Source organism: Listeria cossartiae subsp. cossartiae (assembly GCF_014224155.1).
Classification (GTDB): Bacteria; Bacillota; Bacilli; order Lactobacillales; family Listeriaceae; genus Listeria; species Listeria cossartiae.
The window spans coordinates 582,439-603,449 of record NZ_JAASUI010000001.1 but is presented as its reverse complement, the minus strand read 5'-3'; the positions used below and the strand labels follow the sequence as shown (position 1 = coordinate 603,449).

Below are 21,011 nucleotides of genomic sequence, written 5' to 3'. Positions count from 1 at the left end.
ATTAACTATTCGATAGGAGAATTACATGGTTCAATCTAAATCTACAACTTCTTTAATTAATAAAAAAACGTTACTTTTCGGGCTTATATCTGTTTTCCTTTGCGGGATGGGCTTTAGTATTATTATGCCTGTTGTCCCTTTTCTAGTCGCGCCTTATGTGAGTAATGCCAGCGAGCAGGCGTTGATGGTGACGCTACTTACATCAGTTTATGCGCTTTGTGTGTTCTTTGCGGCGCCGGGGCTTGGAGCTTTGAGTGATCGATTTGGCAGACGTCCGGTTTTACTAATTTGTTTTATTGGCTCTGCAATTGGTTATTTTATTTTCGGGCTTGGTGGGGCGCTGTGGATGCTCTTTCTTGGTCGGGTGATTGAAGGAATTACTGGCGGTAGCATTAGTACGCTGTTCGCCTTCTTTGCTGATATTACGCCGCAAGAGCAACGGACGAAATATTTTGGTTGGGTTAGTGCCGCTGCTGGTGCGGGCGCTGCGCTTGGTCCCGCTTTTGGTGGATTGCTCGCTCATTTTGGTTATGCGATGCCTTTTTTCTTTGGGGCAGCGATTACTTTACTCAACTTTATGTTTGGTTATTTTTACATGCCGGAAAGTTTACAAGCAGAACATCGGTTAAAACGCATTCCGCTGATACGGCTCAACCCTTTTTCTCAGTTGCTTCAAATCCTGACGATAAAAAATTTAAGTCGTTTGCTCGTTGCGGCGTTCTTGATTTGGGTGCCAAATGGTTCACTGCAAGCTGTCATGACGCAATTTACGATTGATAGTTTTAGTTGGAAACCAGCTTTAATCGGGATGATGTTTTCGATTATGGGGATTCAAGATATCCTTTCGCAAGCGTTCGTTATGCCCAAACTGCTGCTCAAGTTAACGGATAAACAAATCGCGATTATGGGAATGATTGCCGAAATTATTGGCTATGCGCTAATTGCGGCTTCCTCGATTTTCACACTTGCGCCACTGCTTATTATCGGCATGTTCGTTTTCGGATTCGGCGACTCGATTTTTGGTCCTGCTTTCAATGGAATGGTTTCCAAATCGGCTAGTGCAAGCGAACAAGGTCGAATTCAAGGTGGTAGTCAAGCGATTCAATCGTTGGCGCGCATTATCGGTCCAATTATCGGCGGGCAAATTTACATCACGCTTGGTCACGCTGCCCCTGCCGTTATGGGTGTCATTTTAATAACTGCAGCAATTTTCGTTCTCTATCAACGAACTCGCCCGGCAAGTTAAAAAGGGATTCCAATGCGGAACCCCTTTTCATTAAATCGTATTAAATTGGGCATCATATAATCGTTTATATGCGCCATTTTCTTTTGCTAAAAGTTCATCGTGCGTGCCGGTTTCGGCGATGCCCGTTTCATTGACAACGATAATACGGTCGGCGTGTTTAATTGTCGCCAGTCGGTGTGCGATAATTAAGGTTGTTCTTCCTTCCGCTAACTCTTCTAACGAGGCTTGAATTACTTGTTCGGTTTCGGTATCCAGTGCCGATGTGGCCTCATCTAAAATTAAAATGGGTGGATTTTTCAAAAACATTCGCGCAATCGCTAATCGTTGTTTTTGCCCGCCGGAAAGTTTTACGCCGCGTTCGCCAATAATTGTATCAAGGCCATCTGGCATTTCTTCTACTACTTTGGAAAGATGCGCGAGTTTCACGACATGCTCAATTTCTTCTTTGCTAGCATCTAATTTTCCGTAGGCGATATTTTCGCGAACTGTCCCGGAAAACAAAAAGACATCTTGTTGCACAACGCCGATTTGTGCTCGCAAGGACGGTAAAGTGAATCGTTTAATATTTTCACCATCAATCGTAATTTCACCATCTGATACTTCATAAAAACGTGGCAATAAATTACAAATCGTCGTTTTCCCAGCACCACTCGGCCCGACAAATGCGACTGTTTCGCCGGCTTTAATAGAAAGGTTAATATGATTTAGCACATTTTTTCCATCACTATATTCAAAAGATACTTGGTTGTAATTGATGTCGCCACGGAACTCCCCGGCTGGTTTGGCATCCTTTTCGTCTTGGATGGCTGGTTCTGTATCCATCACTTCTAGGAATCGTTTAAAGCCCGCGAAACCTTTTGGATAGCTTTCGATTACGTTGTTAATTTTCTCGATTGGTCTGATGAACACGTTTGTCAGCAAGATAAAGCCGACAAATTCTCCGTATGAAATTTCGCCATTTATCGTGAAGTAAGCTCCAAATAAAAGCGCAAATAAGCTAATCAAGCGCATCAAGAAATAGTTAAATGAAAAACTTAGACCCATCACTTTGTAGAACATTAATTTTGATTTACGGTAGGCTTGGTTGAGTAGTGCAAAGCGTCCTTTTTCATGCGGCTCGTTAGCAAATGCTTGAACGACGCGCACCCCGCTGATGGCATTTTCAACCCCGGCGTTAAAATTCCCTAAATCTTTAAAAATCCCGGTCGTTACTTTCGTCATTCGTTTGTTGAAATAAACAATTAACACGGTCAAAATTGGCACTAAGATAAATGTCGAAATCGCTAATTTCACATTGATATTTAACATTAAGAAAAATGCACCGAAAAGCGACATAATCGAAATAAAAATATCTTCCGGACCATGATGCGCTACTTCACCAATTTCAAATAAATCGGTTGTCATTCGCGACATCAGTTTCCCAGTTTTCTGATTGTCATAAAAACCAAATGGTTGTTTTTGCAAATGACTGAATAGATCTCTGCGCATATCTGTTTCTATGTTAAGACCAAGCATATGGCCAAAATAAGTGACAATGTACTGCATAAATGTATTAAGTATGTAAAAGAATAGTAAGGCGAGTGCCGCAGTAATAATCAGCCCAAAATCTTTTCCTGGAAGTAACGTATCGATCACGTGGTTTACAGCGACTGGAAAAGCCAGCTCCAAAATAGCAGCTAAAACGGCGCACCCAAAATCAATGATAAACAGCGTCCGATACGGTTTATAATAACTAAAAAATCGTTTTAGAATAACAATCCCCCCTTAAAAATAGTCATGGTTCTCATTATAGTGTAAAATGACTAAAAAAGCGATATCGTTTTTGGAAAGGAGGCAACTGATGAAACGATTAGAAAAAATCTCTTCAATTGTTCCCATCGTGCTACGAATCACCTTAAATCTGGCGCTTATTATGGTCGGCTTTACCCTTGTTGCTTTTTTAATTAGAGAGGCATTTACGATATTCAATAATATTTTCTTCTTAGACACGGACGTTTCTTACTATTATATGACACAAGATATTTTGACGTTTTTCCTTTACTTTGAATTTATTGCGCTCATTGTTAAATATTTCGAATCTCATTTTCATTTCCCGCTGCGCTACTTTATATATATTGGTATCACAGCGATTATTCGATTTATTATTGTCGACCACTCTAGCGCAACTTCCACGCTGATACTTTCAGGGGCGATTTTACTACTGGTCGCGGCGCTGTTTTTAGCGAATACGAAGATGCTCAAGCGAGAAGGCTAAAAAAGCAATCCGGAAAAACCGGATTGCTTTTTTGTTTATTCTTTACGACGGCGTTTTTGGGTTTGTTGCACGAGTAAATAAATTCCACAAGAGATGATAATAATACCAAGACAAGTGATTAATAAATCTATCGAGCTATCACCTGTTTTTGGCAAAATTGCTTTGGCTGGTTGTTTTTCTGCTTTAACTTTAGTAGCTTTCACCGTTTTTGGTGCGGTTTGTTCTTTTGGCGAATTTGGTTTTTCTGTGATTTCTACTTTAGGCGTTTCTAGTTGAGGCTCTGCTGGGATGATTGGCTCTGGCGGATTTTCTAAACTTGGGGTTTGTTCAGGTGCATCTTTCTGGTAAATAATATTGATTGTTTGTGCGCTTTCTGTGAATACACCTAGAATTTCTGGATCGTATTTTAGTAGCGTATAACCTTTGATTTTTTTCATTGGCACTTGGTAGGCATCGTTGAAAAGTCCACTCAAATATAACGATGGCGCAATTTGGACATTGTTTTCATCCACATAATTAACCGTTACTTGATTCGGTTTTCCAAAATCAGGAATAGTAGAAACGTTCTTTTTATAACGAAAAATAATCTGCGAGCTATCTGCGCTAACATCTTTTCGTACAAATGTATAATCAGGGATAGTTTCTAATACAGCCGCATCGCTATCTGCTACTTCTACAGTAGGTAACAACTCTTTCCCTGTTTCATCCACGTAGCTCACTTTAATCGCTCTTTCATAAATATAATGCACTTCGATACCTGAGTCGGTAATTCTACCGGTTGCATTACTAGGTGTTTCTGTCAATTTGTAACCGGGAATACTTTTTTCGACCGATACATAATAGTACTCCGTTAACGTTTCTGACGGCGCGATTTCCGTTCCTGCTTCATCCAGATATTTTACAAGCACCGTAAAACCATTTGGATTTAGTGTCGCATCTGCATGCGCATGGATTGGTGAAAAGGCTCCACTGCCCAAACTCACGGTAATGATTACAGCTAAAATACTTATAATTAATTTTTTACAACTTATAAACACGGAAAATTCCTCCTATTTTCTTCTACATTTCACAGCGTATATTTACATCTTCTGGAAAATCAGTGGACACTTCATCCACAATGACAACAAAATGAACACACCGAAGCGTAGCCCATTTTTTCCAGAAAGATAGAAAAAATGTTAATTCTGTATGATTATCAAGTAGTTTTGACTCTTTTTTCAAACTGTATTTTAATTCATCGATGTAAGGTGTGAAAATAAGTGTTTGTTCCATTGCGCCAGTTTCAATATGCTTGGAAATAAAATAATGCCATTTTTTCAGCATTTTCAATCTCCCTTTGAGAAAAGCATCACTGTCATCTATGGAAAAATGCGCTCTTTCACCAGCACTTATTCGGCTGTCTCCTACTAACTCAATCGTCATTCGTTTGCTAAACGCTTGTAAGTTTTCTAATAAGAGCATCGTTTCTCGGAAGTATAATTGTTGAAAAGAAATCTTCATAATAAAGTGTTGCTCGGGATGCTCTTTCATTACTTGGCGAATTTCACGTTCATACCATTTGATAAAATTGCCATACTCTGTTTGATTTTTTATGCATAACATATAGGAAGTGAGTTCTTCTACTAAGTTTTTAGTGGGGATTATTTCTTTTTTGATTAGTTGACCACTTCTTGGATCATATTGATCTTGAAGCACTAGCTGGTATTGCTGAGTCAAAATGCCATTCACTCCTTTCATTACACACATGTGAAAATTAGTACATTCCACATATTACAACATCCCAGCCGTAAAAATCATTAGGTCCTATATATAAGACCAAAAAAATAAAACTTCTTAAAAAGTAATCATTTTTAAGAAGTTTTTATGATGGATAATATAAAATTTCATCTAAAATCGCTAATTCAATCTGCTGTTGTTTTTGCGTTGTGCCGAACAGACTTGAGATTTCCTGATTGATTTTTGATAAGTTTTTGAATAATATTCTTTCTTGATAATAGACATTATCTTGAGAAAGTTGCAAAACCAAATAGCTTTTTGGATTTTGGTAAATTGGGGCTAAATTTTTTTAGTCTAGTCCTACGACAAGATTTTTTCCTTGTGGTTTATTAGATTTTGAACCGCGCTATCATTCATGTTGTTAACTCCTTAACTAGCTGCTTTTTTGTCCTCTTAGTTGCATTATAATCTATTAAGATAGCCCATTCAATCGATATATTTATAGTAGTTGAATCTGCTCTTTCTCTAAAAACTGCATGAGTAATGTCTGATAAAGTAGCGCAAGTGATTCATAGCCAAGCGTATCAAGAATTTCTATGGCACTTTTAGCCTTATTGTAACCTTGTTCGATTTGCTCGCTTTTCATCCAAATCAAGCCTTGATAGTATTTGTGCATAATTCGGTAAAAAGCACAGTCATGCGATGACGATAACTCGTATAATATTTCTAATAATTGCGTCGCATAGTCAAGTTGATTTCGGGCAATTAATTCCTCTGTTATATTCGTTAAAAGGGTCGAAAATACTTTCTTGCCGCGATCATAATGTTTGTATTTTTCAATAGATTTCAAGACTAATTGGAAAAAGTAAATTTGTACATCTTCGTCAAAATAATCGACCGAATTCGCAAAAATACGAATTTCCTCTAGCGTCCATGATTGCACTTTCCACAAATAGGTCTGGATAACTTCTTTGTCTTCTTTGGAAACGATGCTCACATCAAATTTATTATTTAAAAGGAATTGTTCGTGGACTTCGATTCTTGAGTGGACGATAGCTTTCCTCAGGTTCGCTCTTTCGCCTTTTTGCTGCAATACTTCGTTGTGTAACACTTGTAATTCCGCCAAACTTTTTTGATTAGCTGCATTAGCAAATTTGTACCAAAAATTATCTTCTTCCGCCAGTGAGTAGCCTCTATTCATAAAGAAAAATTCATCCGAGCTGAGCATCACCCGTTTCAAAATTTCTTCAAATAATACTAATGTAATATCATGTTTGCCTTTTTCAAAACCTATTGCGTAGGACTTCGAAATAATTCCGGTATAGACTTCTTTTTGCGTTAAGCCTTTAGAGAGCCGTACTTCTCGAATTAATTCCCCGTAAGCAACCATCTTCATCCTCCTCCACACCAAATTCCAGTTCAGAAAATATAGGTTGAAATTCTTGGAAGAAGCGATTACTGCTATTCTGGCATATTTACTTTAGTAGTTTAACGCTTCTACTTTTAAAATGAAACTTACAAAAATGTCACATTGGCAATAAAAAAGACTACTCATTATTGTTTGAGTAGTCTTTTTTGCTATTAACTGGCATTAAAATCAGAATTGAAAAGCTTGATTGCTTTTGTAAGTGCTACTACTTCTGCTTCTAATTTCGCTTTTTGTTTTTTAAGTTCGTACATTTGTAAGATATTGGCTGCTTCATTTAAATCGACACTAGTTGGATCGTATCCTTTAATCCATCTAGAAAGGGACGCGATTGAAACACCAAAGTCATCACATAATGTTTGTTTAGATGTTCCTTTATAATGTAAATAAACGAGGCTAATTTTAAATTTTTCGGTGTATTTTTTAGTAGGCATGAACAGTTCCTCTCCTGTGCGTATTTCGTCTAAAGTAAAGTTTTCAGATAACTGTTTGTATTTAGTTGTTTTTACTGAAATCAATTAAGTTTTTTTGTGGGAGACATTACTGTTTTTTATAAGGGAATGGTGCTTTTAATACTTCAGTTACAGTAATGTTTATTGTCTAACATAATAATTATAATTCACTTTTCTCTATTTCTAATACTAAAAAAAGACCTTTTAATCTTTTTTTATGGCTAAATCATGACTTTTCCGTGTCTATTCCGTGACATAGGCGAAACTTCTAGCTATTTTAACTACTTTATTAGCACTTTTTGGGCTAAAATAGCTTTTTTTACTGGCTAAAACGCCATCTTCCTTTCTGCTTCTATCTCAGCTTTCATATCATTATATCTGACGAAAACCCTGTAAATAAAGCGTTTTCCTAGGTTTCTTTTTTGATTCTCTATCAAAAAACACACCAAAAATAGCACCTTTCAGCGTAGGTAGTCTAATTTAAATATATAAATCGTAAAACATTTTTATTGAGCTCGTTTTGTATCAAATGAGATGAATATCCCCGTAAACAAGGGTATCAGGCACATTCCTAAGTGTTTTAGTGAATAGCTTTTTTTCTTTTGTGGTACAATTAGCTACAATATACATAGAAAAGAGGGCTGCTATGGAGTTTCTACTTATTTTATTACCAGTTTTTGGAATTTTTGCAATTGGGTTTGTTGGGCAGAAAACGTTAAAATTTGATATTCCAAACTTATCTAAACTTACGCTTTATTTAATGTCGCCGTTTCTTGCATTTAATACTTTTTATACGAATCCACTCTCGATGGATTATGTTTATTTGGCGATTTACATCTTTGCGCTTTGCTTGAGTTTGATTTTGCTGGTCAGTTTGATTAGTTTTTTGCTTGGCTACAACTTGCAAGATCGTTGCGCGCTTATTTTGGCTAGTGCGTTTATGAATAACGGGAATTATGGAACACCTGTTGTGCTGCTTGTTTTTGGGGCTGTTGGGCTTGATATTGCAGTTGTTTTAATGGTATTGCAACAGCTAGCAATGAGCACGATTGGGATTTATTTTGCTGCTAAAGGAAGTAAAGATGCTAATGGCATGAAAACGGTGATGAAACGTGTTGTTCGGATGCCGATTGCTTATGGGGCTTTGCTTGGGCTCGCCCTTCAACTACTACATGTTTCCCTTCCATCTGCCTTAATGACTTGTGTGAAACTTGTTGGTGATGCGGCGATTCCGACGATTATGATCGTACTGGGGATGCAACTAGCGGTGATTTCCTTTAGACGGATTGAGCTTTCGAAAGTCGGGATTGCCTTGGTGCTAAAATTGCTTATTGCTCCCATTATCGCTTTCGGTTTAACATTAATCCTTCCGGTAGATGAAATGACCAAACAGATCATGATTTTGCTAGCGGCAATGCCAACTGCAGCGAATACCACTTTGATGGCGGTTCAATTTGATACAAAACCTGATTTGGTTTCTAGCGCCACTTTTATTAGTACCGTTTTAAGCATTATTACATTACCTATTGTGCTCTATTTTCTACATCCAGTTTTCTAAGGCGGGCTTTGGCTCGTCTTTTTTGTATAGACCAATTACAAAACAAAACGTTTGCCATAGTTGCTTTCAAGAAATATAATAGCTATACCAATTAAAAAAGGAGGCAATAGTCTGGTGAAAGCTATTGATATGAAATATTTACAATTGTTAGCAAAAGAATACCCTACCATTGCGAATACTGCTACAGAAATTATTAACCTCGAAGCAATTATGAATCTTCCAAAAGGAACCGAGCATTTTTTAAGTGATGTACACGGGGAATATAGCGCTTTTGAACAAGTTTTGCGTAATGGTTCTGGTGTTGTGAAACGGAAAATTCGCGATATTTTTGGTGCGGAGTTAAACGATGCGGAGATTAATTCACTTAGTACATTGATTTACTATCCCGAGGAAAAGATGGATTTAATTGCTAGTGAAACGGAAGATTTACACGCTTGGTATCGGACAACCCTTTTTCGTTTGATTGAGTTGTGCCAGTATGTTGCCTCTAAATATACCCGTTCCAAAGTGAGAAAAGCGATGCCAGAAGATTTTGCCTACATATTAGAAGAATTACTGCATGAAAATTACAATGAAGACGATAAAAAGCTTTACTATGAAGAAATTTTGCAACATATTATTTCGCTTGGTCGTGCGGAGGAATTTATTAGCGCCCTCTCCCGGCTTATTCAACAATTGGTTGTTGATCACTTGCATATCGTTGGCGATGTTTACGACCGTGGACCTTATCCAGATAAAATTATGGATACGTTGATGAATTACCATTCGCTCGATTTCCAGTGGGGTAACCATGATATTTTATGGATGGGTGCAGCTAGTGGTTCCCGCGTTTGTGCCGCTAACGTTATTCGCATCTCCGCTCGCTATTTGAATTTAGATATTTTAGAAGACAGTTATGGCATTTCACTTCGTCCACTCGCCCTTTTTGCCGATGAAGTGTATAAAGATGATCCTTGTACGTATTTCCAACCGAAAAATGAAGACAATATCGACTATAGCAACGCGGAAATCACGCAAATTGCTCGGATGCACAAAGCTATTTCAATTATCCAGTTTAAATTAGAAGGCGAAATCATTCATCGCCGCAAAGAATTTAATATGGAACATCGCCTACTGCTGGATTTTATCGACTATCAACATGGGACTATTCATTTAAAAAGCAAAGATTACACGCTACTAGATACGCATTTCCCGACGATTGATCCAGAAAATCCATACAAACTTACTAACGCGGAAAAAGAGCTGATTGAAAAAATTACCGCTGCTTTTAAAAATTGTCGGAGATTGCAAAAACACGTGCAATTTTTATATTCGAAAGGTAGCATGTTTTTGACTTATAATGGCAATTTGCTCTATCATGGCTGCATTCCGCTACATGAGGATGGGAGTTTTATGGAGATGAAACTACGCGGTGAGAATTATGCTGGCAGAGAACTTTTGGAGCAATTTGAAATACTTACTCGTGAAGCATATGTCCGCCCTCCAGGAACGAAAGAGAAAAAATATGCTTGTGATATCGTTTGGTATTTATGGACTGGCGCTATTTCTTCGTTATTTGGCAAAAGTGAAATGACGACCTTTGAGCGTTACTTTGTTGCGGAAAAGGAAACACATACCGAGGAAAAAAATCCTTACTATAAATTGCGGAATGATGAGCGGATTTGCAAGCAGATTTTGGAAGAATTTGGGCTTGATGGTGAATGCGGACATATTATCAATGGGCATACTCCTGTCAAAGAAGGCAAAGGGGAAAGTCCGATTAAAGCTAATGGAAAAATGCTCGTGATTGATGGTGGATTTGCCAAAGCTTATCACAAAGAAACAAGCTTAGCTGGATATACGTTGCTATTTAATAGTTATGGATTGCAATTAGTAAGTCACCAGCCGTTTACTACGAAAGAGGATGCGATTAAAAACGAAACCGACATTCTCTCGACCCGCCAAGTCATCGAAATGGAAATCAATCGTAAACGCGTTAGGGACACGGATATTGGGGCAAAACTCACTGAGCAGGCTCGGGATTTAAAATTGCTACTAGAAGCTTACCGCAATGGTTTGCTTCATGAAAATCGGTAATTATAGTGTTTGGAATTGTCATAAAACTTTCACAAGTGTCAAAGAGGTTGGGCTGCAACAACTAACACTCAATTATATCTTGACGCCTTAATTTAGCTAGTGCATCTTCCCCGAAAAAAAGTTATATTTAAATAGTAGTTATTTCTTAATAACATTCATAAGAGAATATCTATTCATTCCCACATCGCTTCTGATTCCCACAGATCAAAAGCAAAAAAGAAGGTCCAGAGTTGTCTGGACCTTCTTTTTATTTACCTTGTTCGCGCGCTAATCTTCTCGCTTCCCGCGCAGCTTTTCTCGCTGCTCGTTCATCATCAACCGGCGCTTTTGCCACTTCTTCTGTGACTTCTTTTTTCTTTAATATTTTTTCTAAATCAAGCCCTGCCATTGTAGCATAGCGTTTAAAGCGTTTCTCTGCATCTAAACGGGTTTTCTCGGATAGCTTGGTTGCTACTTCCGGATTGGCTTTATATAACGCTGAATAACGTGTTTCGCGTTTAAGGAAATCTTCAAATTGATCAAAATCAACTTTTTTGTAATCCATCGTCATTGGATTTTTGCCTTTTTCTTCTAGTGCTGGATTGTAACGATACAAGCTCCAGTAGCCGCATTCTACTGCTTTTTGCGTTTCACTTAGCATCGTTTTCATACCACTTGATATACCGTGATTAATACATGGTGTATAAGCAATAATTAATGATGGTCCCGGATACGCTTCCGCTTCTTCAATCGCTTTTAAGGTTTGGCGTTTATTCGCTCCCATCGCAATTTGAGCTACATAGATATTTCCATAACTCATCGCCATAATACCGAGATCTTTTTTGCCGACAGATTTTCCGCCTGAAGCAAATTTGGCAATTGCTGCGGTTGGTGTAGCTTTCGATGACTGTCCGCCGGTGTTCGAGTAAACTTCATTATCCATTACAAAAATGTTTACGTCTTCACCTGATGCTAACACGTGGTCAATTCCTCCGAAGCCGATGTCATAAGCCCAGCCATCCCCGCCCAGCATCCACTGTGAACGTTTAATAAATAATTCGCGGTCGTTATAAATCGATTCGAGCGCTGGATTGCCTCCCATTTCACTAAGCAGTGCAAGTTGTAAAGCTTCTGCTCGTTCGCGCGTATCTTCTGAAACATCCATTTGCGTTTGCCAATCGACCAACGCTTCACGTAAAGTCGCTGAGATGGATTCTTCTGCAAGGACTTGTGTCACTTTATTGTTTAAAGCTTTGCGCATCGTTTGGTTCGCTAAATACATACCGTAACCATATTCCGCATTGTCTTCTAAAAGTGAATTTCCCCAAGCCGGGCCATGTCCTTTGTCATTGACAGTATACGGTGTTGCTGGTGCTGATGCGCCCCAAATCGAGGAACAGCCAGTCGCATTGGCAATCATCATTCGGTCGCCGAACATTTGCGTTAATAATTTAACATAAGGTGTTTCACCACAACCCGCACATGCTCCGGAGAACTCAAGTAACGGTTGTTCAAATTGACTACCGGGAACCGTATTTTTCTTGCCGGGATTTTTCTTCGGTTTGACATTAATTGCAAATGACCAATTCGGATTTTCTTTGGCAGCAACTTCTTCAAAAGGTTTCATTACAAGCGCTTTTTCTTTCGCTGGGCACGTTTCCGCACATAAATTACAGCCCGTGCAATCCATTGGAGACACTTGGATACGATAACGAAGACCGTCTTTTCCGCGCATTTCACGTGTCATAAAGCCTTCTGGAGCAGATTCCATTTCTTCCTCATCCGTTAAAATAGGACGAATTGCTGCATGTGGACAAACAAAGGCACATTCATTACACATCGTACAGTTTTCCGAAATCCATTCAGGGACTTCGAGGGCAATCCCACGTTTTTCGTAAGCTGCTGTTCCCGGAGGATATGCGCCACTAACCATGCCATTAGAAATTAAATCGCCAACAGTTAGATTGTCCCCTTCTAAACGGTTCACTGGTTCCAGAATATTTTGGACGTAAGCTGGCTTTTCAGTAGTTGCGTTTGTTTCAGCTGTGACAACTGGATTCGCCCAGCTATCAGGAACTTCCACTTTATGCAAATTGGCGACTGTTTGGTCCATCGCGAGAATATTTTTCTCCGCAACTGCCATATCTTTTTTCCCGTAAGTTGCGATAGCCGATTCTTTTAAGTCAGCCAATGCTTTTTCGAACGGTAAAATGTCGGTCACTTGGAAAAAGGCGGTTTGCATGACGGTATTAATTCTTCTACCAAGCCCTGCTTCTCCAGCAATTCTCATTGCGTTTAATGTATAAAATTGGATATTGTTTTTCGCGATATATTCACGCATGGCAGCTGGTAAATGACGTTCTAACTGCTCGCCTTCCCAAATCGTATTAAGCAAGAATGTTCCGCCCGGTTTTAAGCCTTTTAATAAATCATACGAACGTAAATAGGCCGAGGTGGAGCAGGAAACAAAATCTGCTTGTTGAATTAGGTAAGCGGAACGAATCCGTTTTTCACCGAAGCGTAAATGTGAAACGGTTAGCCCGCCTGATTTTTTCGAGTCGTAGGAAAAGTAACCTTGCGCGTATAAATCAGTGTTATCGCCAATAATTTTGATTGCGGCTTTATTTGCGCCAACTGTTCCATCCGAACCGAAGCCCCAGAATTTGCATTGGAACGTTTTTTCCGAAGTTAGGTCGCTTGGTCCTGCATTTTCGATTGATAAATTCGTAATATCATCCGTAATCCCAATCGTAAAGCGCGGTTTTGGTTTTTCGGTCATTAGGTGCGAATAAACACCGAGAATCTGGTCTGGTGTAACATCTTTTGAACCTAAGCCATATCTACCGCCAATCACTAGTGGACGCGTTTCACTATCATACAGCACACTTTGCACATCGAGTAAAAGTGGTTCGCCGCCAGATCCAGGTTCTTTCGTCCGGTCTAAAACAGCCACACGTTCTACTGTTCTCGGTAGTTTCGCTAAAAAGTTTTCGGCTGGGAAAGGACGATATAAGCGAATATTCAGCAAGCCGACTTTTTTGCCTTGCGCCGTTAAGTAATCAATCACTTGCTCAATGACTGGGGTTACGGAGCCCATCGCCACAATAACATCAGTCGCATCTTCTGCACCGTAATAATTTACCAAGTCATAATCTGTACCACGCAGCTGATTAATTTCTTGCATGTAATTTTGAACAATGCTAGGAATTTCCTCGTAATAGCGGTTCACAGTTTCTCTTTGTTGGAAAAAGATATCTGGATTTTGGTTCGAACCTAATGTTTTAGGGTTGTTTGGCGTCATTGCACGATTTCTAAATTGTTGCAACGCCTCTTTGTCGAGTAAATTTTCTAATTCATCATATTCGAGCACTTCGATTTTTTGCAATTCATGGCTCGTCCGGAAACCGTCAAAGAAGTTTAAAAATGGCAAACTTCCTTTTAGGGAGGCCAGATGAGCAACGGCAGACAAGTCCATTACTTCTTGAACGGAACCTTCTGCTAACATCGCAAAGCCAGTTTGGCGCGCTGCCATGACGTCACTATGATCGCCAAAAATATTCAGCGATGCCGCCGAAATCGTTCTTGCAGAAACGTGGAAAACAGTTGGTAATAGTTCACCAGCAATTTTGTACATATTCGGAATCATTAAAAGTAAACCTTGGCTCGCTGTGTATGTACTTGTTAGCGCGCCTGCTTGAAGTGATCCGTGAACGGTTCCTGCTGCCCCTGCTTCTGACTGCATTTCTACTACTTTTACAGGTTCATTAAATAAATTTTTCTTGTTTTTTGATGACCATTCGTCCACGAGTTCAGCCATGGTGGAGGAAGGGGTAATCGGATAGATAGCTGCAACTTCCGTAAATGCATAAGAAATATAAGCTGCGGCTGTGTTTCCATCCATTGTTTTTCTATTTCGCATAAGACTCAACACTTCCAGTCATTCTAGTTTTATAACCATTCTTATTTTACACCACTATCCGTTTATACTCAATGCTTCACAAGGACTAGTAAAAGTGTAGATTTTTAACAAAAAAAAAGAAACTAGCTGGAAAATTAAGCTAGTTTCTTTTTACTTTTATTCATTTAATTCTAAAACAGACTCTGCGATGTTGTTTGCATGGTCGCCGATTCGCTCTAAATCACTAACGATATCGATGTATAAAATCCCGCTAACGACTTGGCATTTGCCTTCATTTAGACGGCGGATATGACTTTTACGTAGTCGACGTTCTGCTTTGTCGATATCTTTTTCTACTAAAATAGTTTCTTCTGCAAGCGAGCGATCTTTTTTATGCATTGCTTTTACTGCACGTTCGAAATTCGCTGTTGTCAGTTCAAACATTTCGATTAATTGCTCGGAAGCTTCTTCGGACATTTTTGCTTTATTTTTAATTAGTTGATCAATGTTTTCGACGATATTTTCCATGTGATCACCAACGCGTTCGATATCGCGAACGGTATCAAGCATCAGCGCGTGTTCTTCTGTTTCGTTGTTTGTTAAAGCAACAGATGAAATTTTCGTCAAATACTCAGTGATTTTTCGGTCTAAATTGTTCACGGCTTCTTCTACTTGAATAGTGGACTCCGCGTGTTTCGATTCCCGGTTAACCAAATATTGTCTTGCTTCTTGTAAACCAAATTTTGCGTAATCAGCCATACGAAGTGTTTCTTCGCGAGCCATTTCAAGTGCAATACCTGGTGATTGATCGATTAAGTTCGTATCTAAATGTTTTGTTTTATAATCAATTCGTGAGTCGTCGCCTGGAATAAGTTTTGTTACAAGCCAAGCAAACGCACCGATGAACCAGAATTGGATAAAGGTATTTGTTACGTTAAACGTTCCGTGTGCGACGGCAATCGTCATTTCTGGATTCAATCCAAACAGTCCTTGTAAGTAGGAAACCAGTGACGTAAATAGTGGCAGTATTAGCATGAAAATGACGGCGCCGACTAAGTTAAAGATAACGTGTGTCGCTGCTGCACGTTTCGCTGCAACACTCGCACCAATTGCCGCAAGAACAGCTGTGATAGTTGTACCAATGTTGTCCCCAAATAGAACCGGTAAGGCTGCTTGAAGATCAATCGCACCTTGGCCGTATAGTTCTTGTAAAATCCCGATGGTCGCACTAGAAGACTGCACAACCGCCGTGAAGATCGTTCCGATTAACAAACCTAAGAACGGATTCGTACTCATTTGAGCAGTTAATTCGTGGAAAGATTCCATTCCAGCAAGAGGTTTCATCCCTTGCCCCATCAAATCTAAACCATAAAACAATGCACCAAAACCAAAGAATACTTGGCCGATATTTTTCACTTTATGATTTTTAAAGAAGAATAAAAGTACTGCACCAACAGCAATTATTGGTAAAGAGTATTCGGATAGCTTAATCCCAATAATAAAGGCGGTAACGGTTGTTCCGATGTTCGCCCCCATGATAACACCAATTGCCTGTTTTAACGTCATAAATCCGGCACTTACTAATCCGACCGTCAAAACAGTCGTACCAGAGCTACTTTGAATTAATACGGTAACTAAAATTCCGGCAAGTACACCCATAAAAGGATTCGTTGTATACTTATCTAAAATATCGCGGAGTCTGTCGCCGGCTGCCATTTGCAGTCCGTCTCCCATATATTTTATACCGAAAAGAAAAATTCCAAGTCCTCCGATAAATTGAAAAATCATCTGCTGAATATTTATGTCTCCCATGAAAATCTCCTTTTTGTTTGTAATCTTGTAATTTCACTCTTTTTTCATCATAAAAGAAAGTAAAAGCAACGTAAATAACTTTTTTTTATTTTGTAAAGGGAAATCCAAGTAAATCTCTGAAAGTTGTTGATACTAAAGGCTTTATCACGTTCCGAATGTATTGTTAAGTTTTTGTAAAGACGGGCTTAACAAACCACTTTATTTTTCACTGCGTAATTTGGCAATAAATTCTTTTGCGGCAACGACATTCAATTGCTTGCTTTCTTGTAAAAATGTCGCTACTTTTTCGATTTCATCCGCTTCTGCACCAGCTGTCATGGCAAGCGATTTGGCTTGTAACGACATATGACCACGTTGAATTCCTTCTGTTACGAGTGCTTTTAAAGCAGCTAGATTTTGAGTTAAACCAACGGCGCATACTAACATTGCTAATTCTTTTGCAGATTCGACGCGAGCAATTTTTTTCGACAGTGTCGCAATTGGATGGATACCAATGGAACCACCTACAAAGGCCACTGGCATCGGTAAAGTCAATTCGCCAACTAAGTATCCTTCCGCATCTTTGGACCACTTAGTCATCGGTTTATAGCTTCCTGAGCGGGCGGCATATGCGTGGCTTGCTGCTTCTACCGCACGCCAATCATTTCCAAACGCCATAATTACTGCATCAATGCCATTCATAATTCCTTTATTGTGGGTTGCAGCTCGGTAAATGTCGGCATCGGCAAATTCATACGCCGCAATGATTCGGTCACGCACCCATTCGCCGCTCTGAGTTTTGGTCGCTAAGCTTGCTGGGTTTATACGACAAATCGCAGTCGCGGTCGCTTCATCTACTAAATTGGATAAAATGCGCATATTGGCTTTCCCAGCAGTTAACGCTTCTAATTCTGGCGCTAACGTTTCAACCATAGTATTGACCATATTGGCGCCCATTGCTTCTTGGGTATCTACGAGTAAATGAACGATAAATAATGTTTCATCGCTAGCAGTTTGCGCTGTTCTAACTTGAAGCTCAACCGCCCCACCACCACGCTTTTGTAAAGACGGATGGGCTTGGTTTGCGATAGCGATGAGCTTCTCTTGATTCGCGATGACGTTTTCTTTAGCACTTTGGATATCAGGAACGGAAATCAACTCTATTTGCCCAATCATTTTCCGCTTCGTTGCACTACCTGTTATCCCGCCATTTTGCGCAATAAGTTTGGCTCCAGCGCTTTGTGCGGCTACAACGGATGGTTCTTCCATCGCCATTGGAACAACGTAGGATTTGCCATTTAAGAGCATATTCATCCCTAAACCAAGCGGCAGCGAATAAATACCAATTGTGTTTTCAATCATATGATTCGCTTTATCGAAAGAAAGCGCCCCTGTAGAAGCTAAAAATGCTTGTTCTTCTTCATTTAAGTCCGCATATTCGGCCAAAATGGCATGGCGTTCTGCTACTGTTTTTTTATAAAATTTATCAAAAGCATTCATTGCTTAATCACCTCAAATTAAAATTTATCCACCTAATTGACTATAGCATATTTCGAAACTGGATGTAACGGTCCCAGTAATCTCCTTCTAATTCAGCACTTTTTTTCGGTTTTTCCCATTTCCCGACTACTTCTCCATCTGTAATGATCGCCGGTCTGAAAATACCGTTTTTCGTAATAATTTCATCGTGCCAAATTTCCGGTAATACAACTGAACGGTCGCGGTAGCCAATAATCCATTCATCAAAACCAGCGAGCGGAATAGTACCTGGCATATCGCTATTTTCAACCAATGTTGTTATGTAATAATCGCCGCATTTAGGCATATCTGCTAATCCTATTTTAGCATCCGTCACATTTAACCCCGACCAAAAACAAAAATCTTTTAACGTTGCTGGTGCGTGGCTTTGGATGTACCGTTTCGCTAGTTCTTTTATTGCTTCTTCGCGCGTGAAATGATGCGTATCGGCTGGAATATGTTTCGTATTTCTAAAAGATTCATCTGGACCTGAACAAATGACTTTTCGCGAGCTTAAATAAACTAACAGCTGGGCAAAAGGAATTCCGGCGCTTGGTAAATCTAATGTCGCTAAATGTGCCGCTAAATCTTTTCTAGTACTCGCTTGTTCCGCAACAAATGCCGTAACGACTTCGGTAGCCTTCTCGAGTACTTCGTCGGTTAAACCTAACTTCGCCCGATATGGTTTACATATTTTATCTATCGTAGGCGCAATTAAATCCATCATCCAGTGATAATCTTTGGCTGAAAAAAGATGAATAGTTCCGCGCAATAGCCATGATCGGATAATTTCGCCATTATCAATTGCCTCTTTCACAGCTAGCTCACTAGGCGACGTCATTCTACTTCCAACAGCCCAAAGCGACTGTCCGTAATTTTGCGATTGCATGGCACCAAAATGATAGACAATTTTTTCTGGGGAATCGCACCACGATGATGCTCCTAATTTTTGATTTATAAAGCGGTTTTCAATTATTGTTTTTGCGTCCATCAGTTAACCTCTTTTTTTAGTTTATTGTAGCATAAAAATCCCCTCCAATTCGATAAACTGGAAGGGATTTTTTTATATTAGAAATTAAAGTTGTCTGGATCTGGGCCAGTTCTTTCATCTTTGTTCAAGCTGCTGATTTTTGCCACTTCTTCTTCAGTTAATTCGAAGTCGAAAATATCGGCATTTTGGATAATACGTTCTTGGTGGACTGATTTTGGAATAGTAACTACGCCGATTTGTAAGTCCCAGCGAAGAATAACTTGTGCAACTGATTTACCGTGTGTATCTGCAATGGCTTTGATTTCTGGATTAGAAAGCAGTTTACCGTTACCGAGCGGCGACCAAGCTTCTACAACGATATTATTGTCTGCACAGAATTTGCGTAATGGTTCTTGTGTTAGTTGCGGATGTAATTCGATTTGATTTACCATTGGAGCAATTTCCGCGTCTTCCATTAATTCTTTTAGGTGATGTTCGTGGAAGTTACATACGCCGATTGCGCGAACGCGTTTGTCTTTATATAATTTTTCAAAAGCGCGCCAAGTGTCTTTGAATTTGCCTTTAACTGGCCAGTGAATCAAATATAAATCGACATAATCAAGCTCTAATTTACGCAAACTTTCATCAAAAGCTGCCAAAGTGGATTCGTAACCTTGCTCTGCATTCCACAGTTTCGTTGTTACGAATAAGTCTTCTCTTGCGATGCCAGACTCTTTGATGGCTTGACCAACGCCTTCTTCATTTTTGTAAGCAGCAGCTGTATCAATGCTAATGTATCCAGCTTCGATTGCCCATTTAACAGAGTTTACTGCTTCGTCACCGTCTTGCACTTTCCATACGCCAAATCCTAAACGGGGCATTTCTACACCATTTGCAAGTTTTACTGTATCTTTTAAGTTCAATTTATCCGCCTCCTAAAAGTAATAACACGTTTACTATACACCTTAGAGTATACTCAAAGGCAAACATTTGGCTTTTCGATTTTCGAGGTGCTATTATTAAGAAAAAAAGAGGTGATTTTAGTGCAACAAACAATCAAAGAAGCTTCCGCGCATACGGGTTTGAGTGCCCATACGATTCGCTACTATGAACGGGAAGGTTTGATTCCTTTTCTGGCGCGTGATAAAAATAATAACCGGATTTTTGATAACGATGCTTTGCACTGGCTGGAATTACTTACGTGTTTGCGCGTCACTGGTATGCCACTTGCGAAACAAAAAGAAATTGTCGAACTAACTAAATGCGGTGATGAAACTGTCCCTGAACGCATCGCTGTCCTCAAAGAACATCAAGCAGATATGTATCGTCGACAAGCGGAACTCGACCGCGCGTTTCAAAAAATCGAGAAAAAATTAGCTTGCTATGAAGAATTAGAACAAGAAGTAAATAAAAGTGTGGACCAGCTTAGCTAACTGATCCACACTTTTTTTATAGTTGTTTTTTCTTTTTGCGGTGTCTTCTAATAAGATAAATAAGCAAACCAATGATTGCTACAAGTAAAATCCCACCAACAATCGCAATATTTTTCACATTTGGTACAGTGACCTCAAAATACAGTTCTGATTTCTTATCAAGTGGAACATCCCAAGTCAGCTTCCCGCCATCAACACTTTTGGCATTGTTATCACCAATCGTTGAAATCGGTAAATCCAAAACAAACGTATAATTGACTTGGCTTAAAATATCTTTCGGAAAAGCGACATCCGCCACTTCTTTTTTCCAAATTTTTTCGATATCGATATCCGCATCTACTTTGATTTTTTGCGTGAAGAAACTTTTTGTATTCGTAATTTTCACACCAAAGTCTTCTGGTTTCATATCGCTGTTCATCGTGTCATTCTTATCTAGTTTCTTTTCGATATGATAGCTCGTGTTTGATTTTTTATCGACTGTAAAGCCGGCTTCTTGCAGTTTTGCTACCATTTCATCGGAATAGCTTGACGCGAAAATTCCCGCCACAGTTGAAATATCGACATCAAAGGAAATAGTCGCCTCGCCCTTTTTATCAACTTTTACTGTATTGGTCACATCGGCGCACCCTGCAAGAACTAAAACCAAACTAAGTATCACTGTGAAAATTATCTTTTTCATCGGCTTGCCTCATTT

16 protein-coding genes are annotated in these 21,011 nt (G+C 39.3%); 5 read left to right on the top strand and 11 right to left on the bottom strand.

The genetic code is table 11. The features are described from left to right. The first annotated feature begins 25 nt into the window (after positions 1 to 25). Complete coding sequence (locus HCJ30_RS03055; RefSeq protein ID WP_185390930.1) at positions 26 to 1,246, top strand: MFS transporter; 1,221 nt, start codon at positions 26 to 28, stop codon at positions 1,244 to 1,246. A 30-nt stretch (positions 1,247 to 1,276) separates the two neighbouring features. Here the strand turns inward: HCJ30_RS03055 and HCJ30_RS03050 are convergent, their stop codons facing one another. Further along, on the bottom strand, positions 1,277 to 2,998 hold the full coding sequence (locus HCJ30_RS03050) for an ABC transporter ATP-binding protein (protein ID WP_185391577.1): 1,722 nt from the start codon (positions 2,996 to 2,998) through the stop codon (positions 1,277 to 1,279). Positions 2,999 to 3,086: 88 nt separating this feature from the next. Between HCJ30_RS03050 and psiE the strand changes: the two genes are divergently transcribed. Continuing rightward, positions 3,087 to 3,500 carry a phosphate-starvation-inducible protein PsiE gene (gene psiE, locus HCJ30_RS03045; protein WP_008947234.1) on the top strand — a complete coding sequence of 138 codons (414 nt, stop codon included), beginning with the start codon at positions 3,087 to 3,089 and terminating at the stop codon, positions 3,498 to 3,500. A 35-nt stretch (positions 3,501 to 3,535) separates the two neighbouring features. Here the strand turns inward: psiE and HCJ30_RS03040 are convergent, their stop codons facing one another. The 4 genes from HCJ30_RS03040 to HCJ30_RS03025 form a co-directional block, all read right to left on the bottom strand. Continuing rightward, the gene (locus HCJ30_RS03040; protein WP_185390929.1) at positions 3,536 to 4,537 is read right to left on the bottom strand and encodes a MucBP domain-containing protein; all 1,002 of its coding nucleotides are present in this window, start codon (positions 4,535 to 4,537) and stop codon (positions 3,536 to 3,538) included. Positions 4,538 to 4,559: 22 nt separating this feature from the next. Beyond that, a complete protein-coding gene (locus tag HCJ30_RS03035) occupies positions 4,560 to 5,246 on the bottom strand; it encodes a diguanylate phosphodiesterase (RefSeq protein WP_376698958.1) in 687 nt (228 codons plus the stop codon). Between the two features lie 469 nt (positions 5,247 to 5,715). Further along, positions 5,716 to 6,606 (bottom strand): Rgg/GadR/MutR family transcriptional regulator, encoded by an 891-nt coding sequence (locus HCJ30_RS03030; RefSeq protein WP_185390928.1) that lies wholly within the window; start codon positions 6,604 to 6,606, stop codon positions 5,716 to 5,718. Between the two features lie 191 nt (positions 6,607 to 6,797). Next, positions 6,798 to 7,076, bottom strand: a complete 279-nt coding sequence (locus tag HCJ30_RS03025; protein ID WP_185390927.1) for a transposase — start codon at positions 7,074 to 7,076, stop codon at positions 6,798 to 6,800. Between the two features lie 664 nt (positions 7,077 to 7,740). Here HCJ30_RS03025 and HCJ30_RS03020 point away from each other — a divergent pair. Both HCJ30_RS03020 and HCJ30_RS03015 read left to right on the top strand, forming a co-directional pair. Continuing rightward, positions 7,741 to 8,652, top strand: coding sequence for an AEC family transporter (locus HCJ30_RS03020; protein WP_185390926.1), 912 nt, complete (start codon positions 7,741 to 7,743; stop codon positions 8,650 to 8,652). A gap of 114 nt (positions 8,653 to 8,766) precedes the next feature. Then, on the top strand, positions 8,767 to 10,728 hold the full coding sequence (locus HCJ30_RS03015) for a fructose-1,6-bisphosphatase (RefSeq protein WP_185390925.1): 1,962 nt from the start codon (positions 8,767 to 8,769) through the stop codon (positions 10,726 to 10,728). Positions 10,729 to 10,975: 247 nt separating this feature from the next. Here HCJ30_RS03015 and nifJ read toward each other — a convergent pair whose 3' ends face one another. The 5 genes from nifJ to HCJ30_RS02990 form a co-directional block, all read right to left on the bottom strand. Then, positions 10,976 to 14,626: a pyruvate:ferredoxin (flavodoxin) oxidoreductase gene (gene nifJ, locus HCJ30_RS03010; protein WP_185390924.1), complete on the bottom strand. Its 3,651-nt coding sequence runs from the start codon at positions 14,624 to 14,626 to the stop codon at positions 10,976 to 10,978. A 156-nt stretch (positions 14,627 to 14,782) separates the two neighbouring features. Further along, a complete protein-coding gene (locus HCJ30_RS03005; protein ID WP_061665218.1) occupies positions 14,783 to 16,417 on the bottom strand; it encodes a Na/Pi cotransporter family protein in 1,635 nt (544 codons plus the stop codon). Between the two features lie 198 nt (positions 16,418 to 16,615). After that, positions 16,616 to 17,896, bottom strand: a complete 1,281-nt coding sequence (locus HCJ30_RS03000) for a hydroxymethylglutaryl-CoA reductase, degradative (RefSeq protein WP_185390923.1) — start codon at positions 17,894 to 17,896, stop codon at positions 16,616 to 16,618. Between the two features lie 40 nt (positions 17,897 to 17,936). Then, positions 17,937 to 18,905: a winged helix DNA-binding domain-containing protein gene (locus tag HCJ30_RS02995; protein ID WP_185390922.1), complete on the bottom strand. Its 969-nt coding sequence runs from the start codon at positions 18,903 to 18,905 to the stop codon at positions 17,937 to 17,939. Positions 18,906 to 18,982: 77 nt separating this feature from the next. After that, positions 18,983 to 19,807: an aldo/keto reductase gene (locus HCJ30_RS02990; protein WP_185390921.1), complete on the bottom strand. Its 825-nt coding sequence runs from the start codon at positions 19,805 to 19,807 to the stop codon at positions 18,983 to 18,985. A 120-nt stretch (positions 19,808 to 19,927) separates the two neighbouring features. On the opposite strand from HCJ30_RS02990, the gene HCJ30_RS02985 reads away from it, so the two are divergent. Continuing rightward, complete coding sequence (locus HCJ30_RS02985) at positions 19,928 to 20,317, top strand: MerR family transcriptional regulator (protein WP_185390920.1); 390 nt, start codon at positions 19,928 to 19,930, stop codon at positions 20,315 to 20,317. Between the two features lie 16 nt (positions 20,318 to 20,333). Here the strand turns inward: HCJ30_RS02985 and HCJ30_RS02980 are convergent, their stop codons facing one another. After that, positions 20,334 to 20,996 carry an EGFR-like transmembrane domain-containing protein gene (locus HCJ30_RS02980; RefSeq protein ID WP_185390919.1) on the bottom strand — a complete coding sequence of 221 codons (663 nt, stop codon included), beginning with the start codon at positions 20,994 to 20,996 and terminating at the stop codon, positions 20,334 to 20,336. Positions 20,997 to 21,011: the final 15 nt, after the last annotated feature.

What these genes read in the sequence shown, in the direction of transcription:
- HCJ30_RS03025 (WP_185390927.1), bottom strand. Translation starts at nt 7,076, where the DNA reads ATGCCTACTAAAAAATACACCGAAAAATTTAAAATTAGCCTCGTTTAT.
- HCJ30_RS03055 (WP_185390930.1), top strand. Translation starts at nt 26, where the DNA reads ATGGTTCAATCTAAATCTACAACTTCTTTAATTAATAAAAAAACGTTA.
- nifJ (WP_185390924.1), bottom strand. Translation starts at nt 14,626, where the DNA reads ATGCGAAATAGAAAAACAATGGATGGAAACACAGCCGCAGCTTATATT.
- HCJ30_RS03035 (WP_376698958.1), bottom strand. Translation starts at nt 5,246, where the DNA reads ATGTGTGTAATGAAAGGAGTGAATGGCATTTTGACTCAGCAATACCAG.
- HCJ30_RS03000 (WP_185390923.1), bottom strand. Translation starts at nt 17,896, where the DNA reads ATGAATGCTTTTGATAAATTTTATAAAAAAACAGTAGCAGAACGCCAT.
- HCJ30_RS03030 (WP_185390928.1), bottom strand. Translation starts at nt 6,606, where the DNA reads ATGGTTGCTTACGGGGAATTAATTCGAGAAGTACGGCTCTCTAAAGGC.
- HCJ30_RS03020 (WP_185390926.1), top strand. Translation starts at nt 7,741, where the DNA reads ATGGAGTTTCTACTTATTTTATTACCAGTTTTTGGAATTTTTGCAATT.
- psiE (WP_008947234.1), top strand. Translation starts at nt 3,087, where the DNA reads ATGAAACGATTAGAAAAAATCTCTTCAATTGTTCCCATCGTGCTACGA.
- HCJ30_RS02980 (WP_185390919.1), bottom strand. Translation starts at nt 20,996, where the DNA reads ATGAAAAAGATAATTTTCACAGTGATACTTAGTTTGGTTTTAGTTCTT.
- HCJ30_RS03005 (WP_061665218.1), bottom strand. Translation starts at nt 16,417, where the DNA reads ATGGGAGACATAAATATTCAGCAGATGATTTTTCAATTTATCGGAGGA.
- HCJ30_RS02995 (WP_185390922.1), bottom strand. Translation starts at nt 18,905, where the DNA reads ATGGACGCAAAAACAATAATTGAAAACCGCTTTATAAATCAAAAATTA.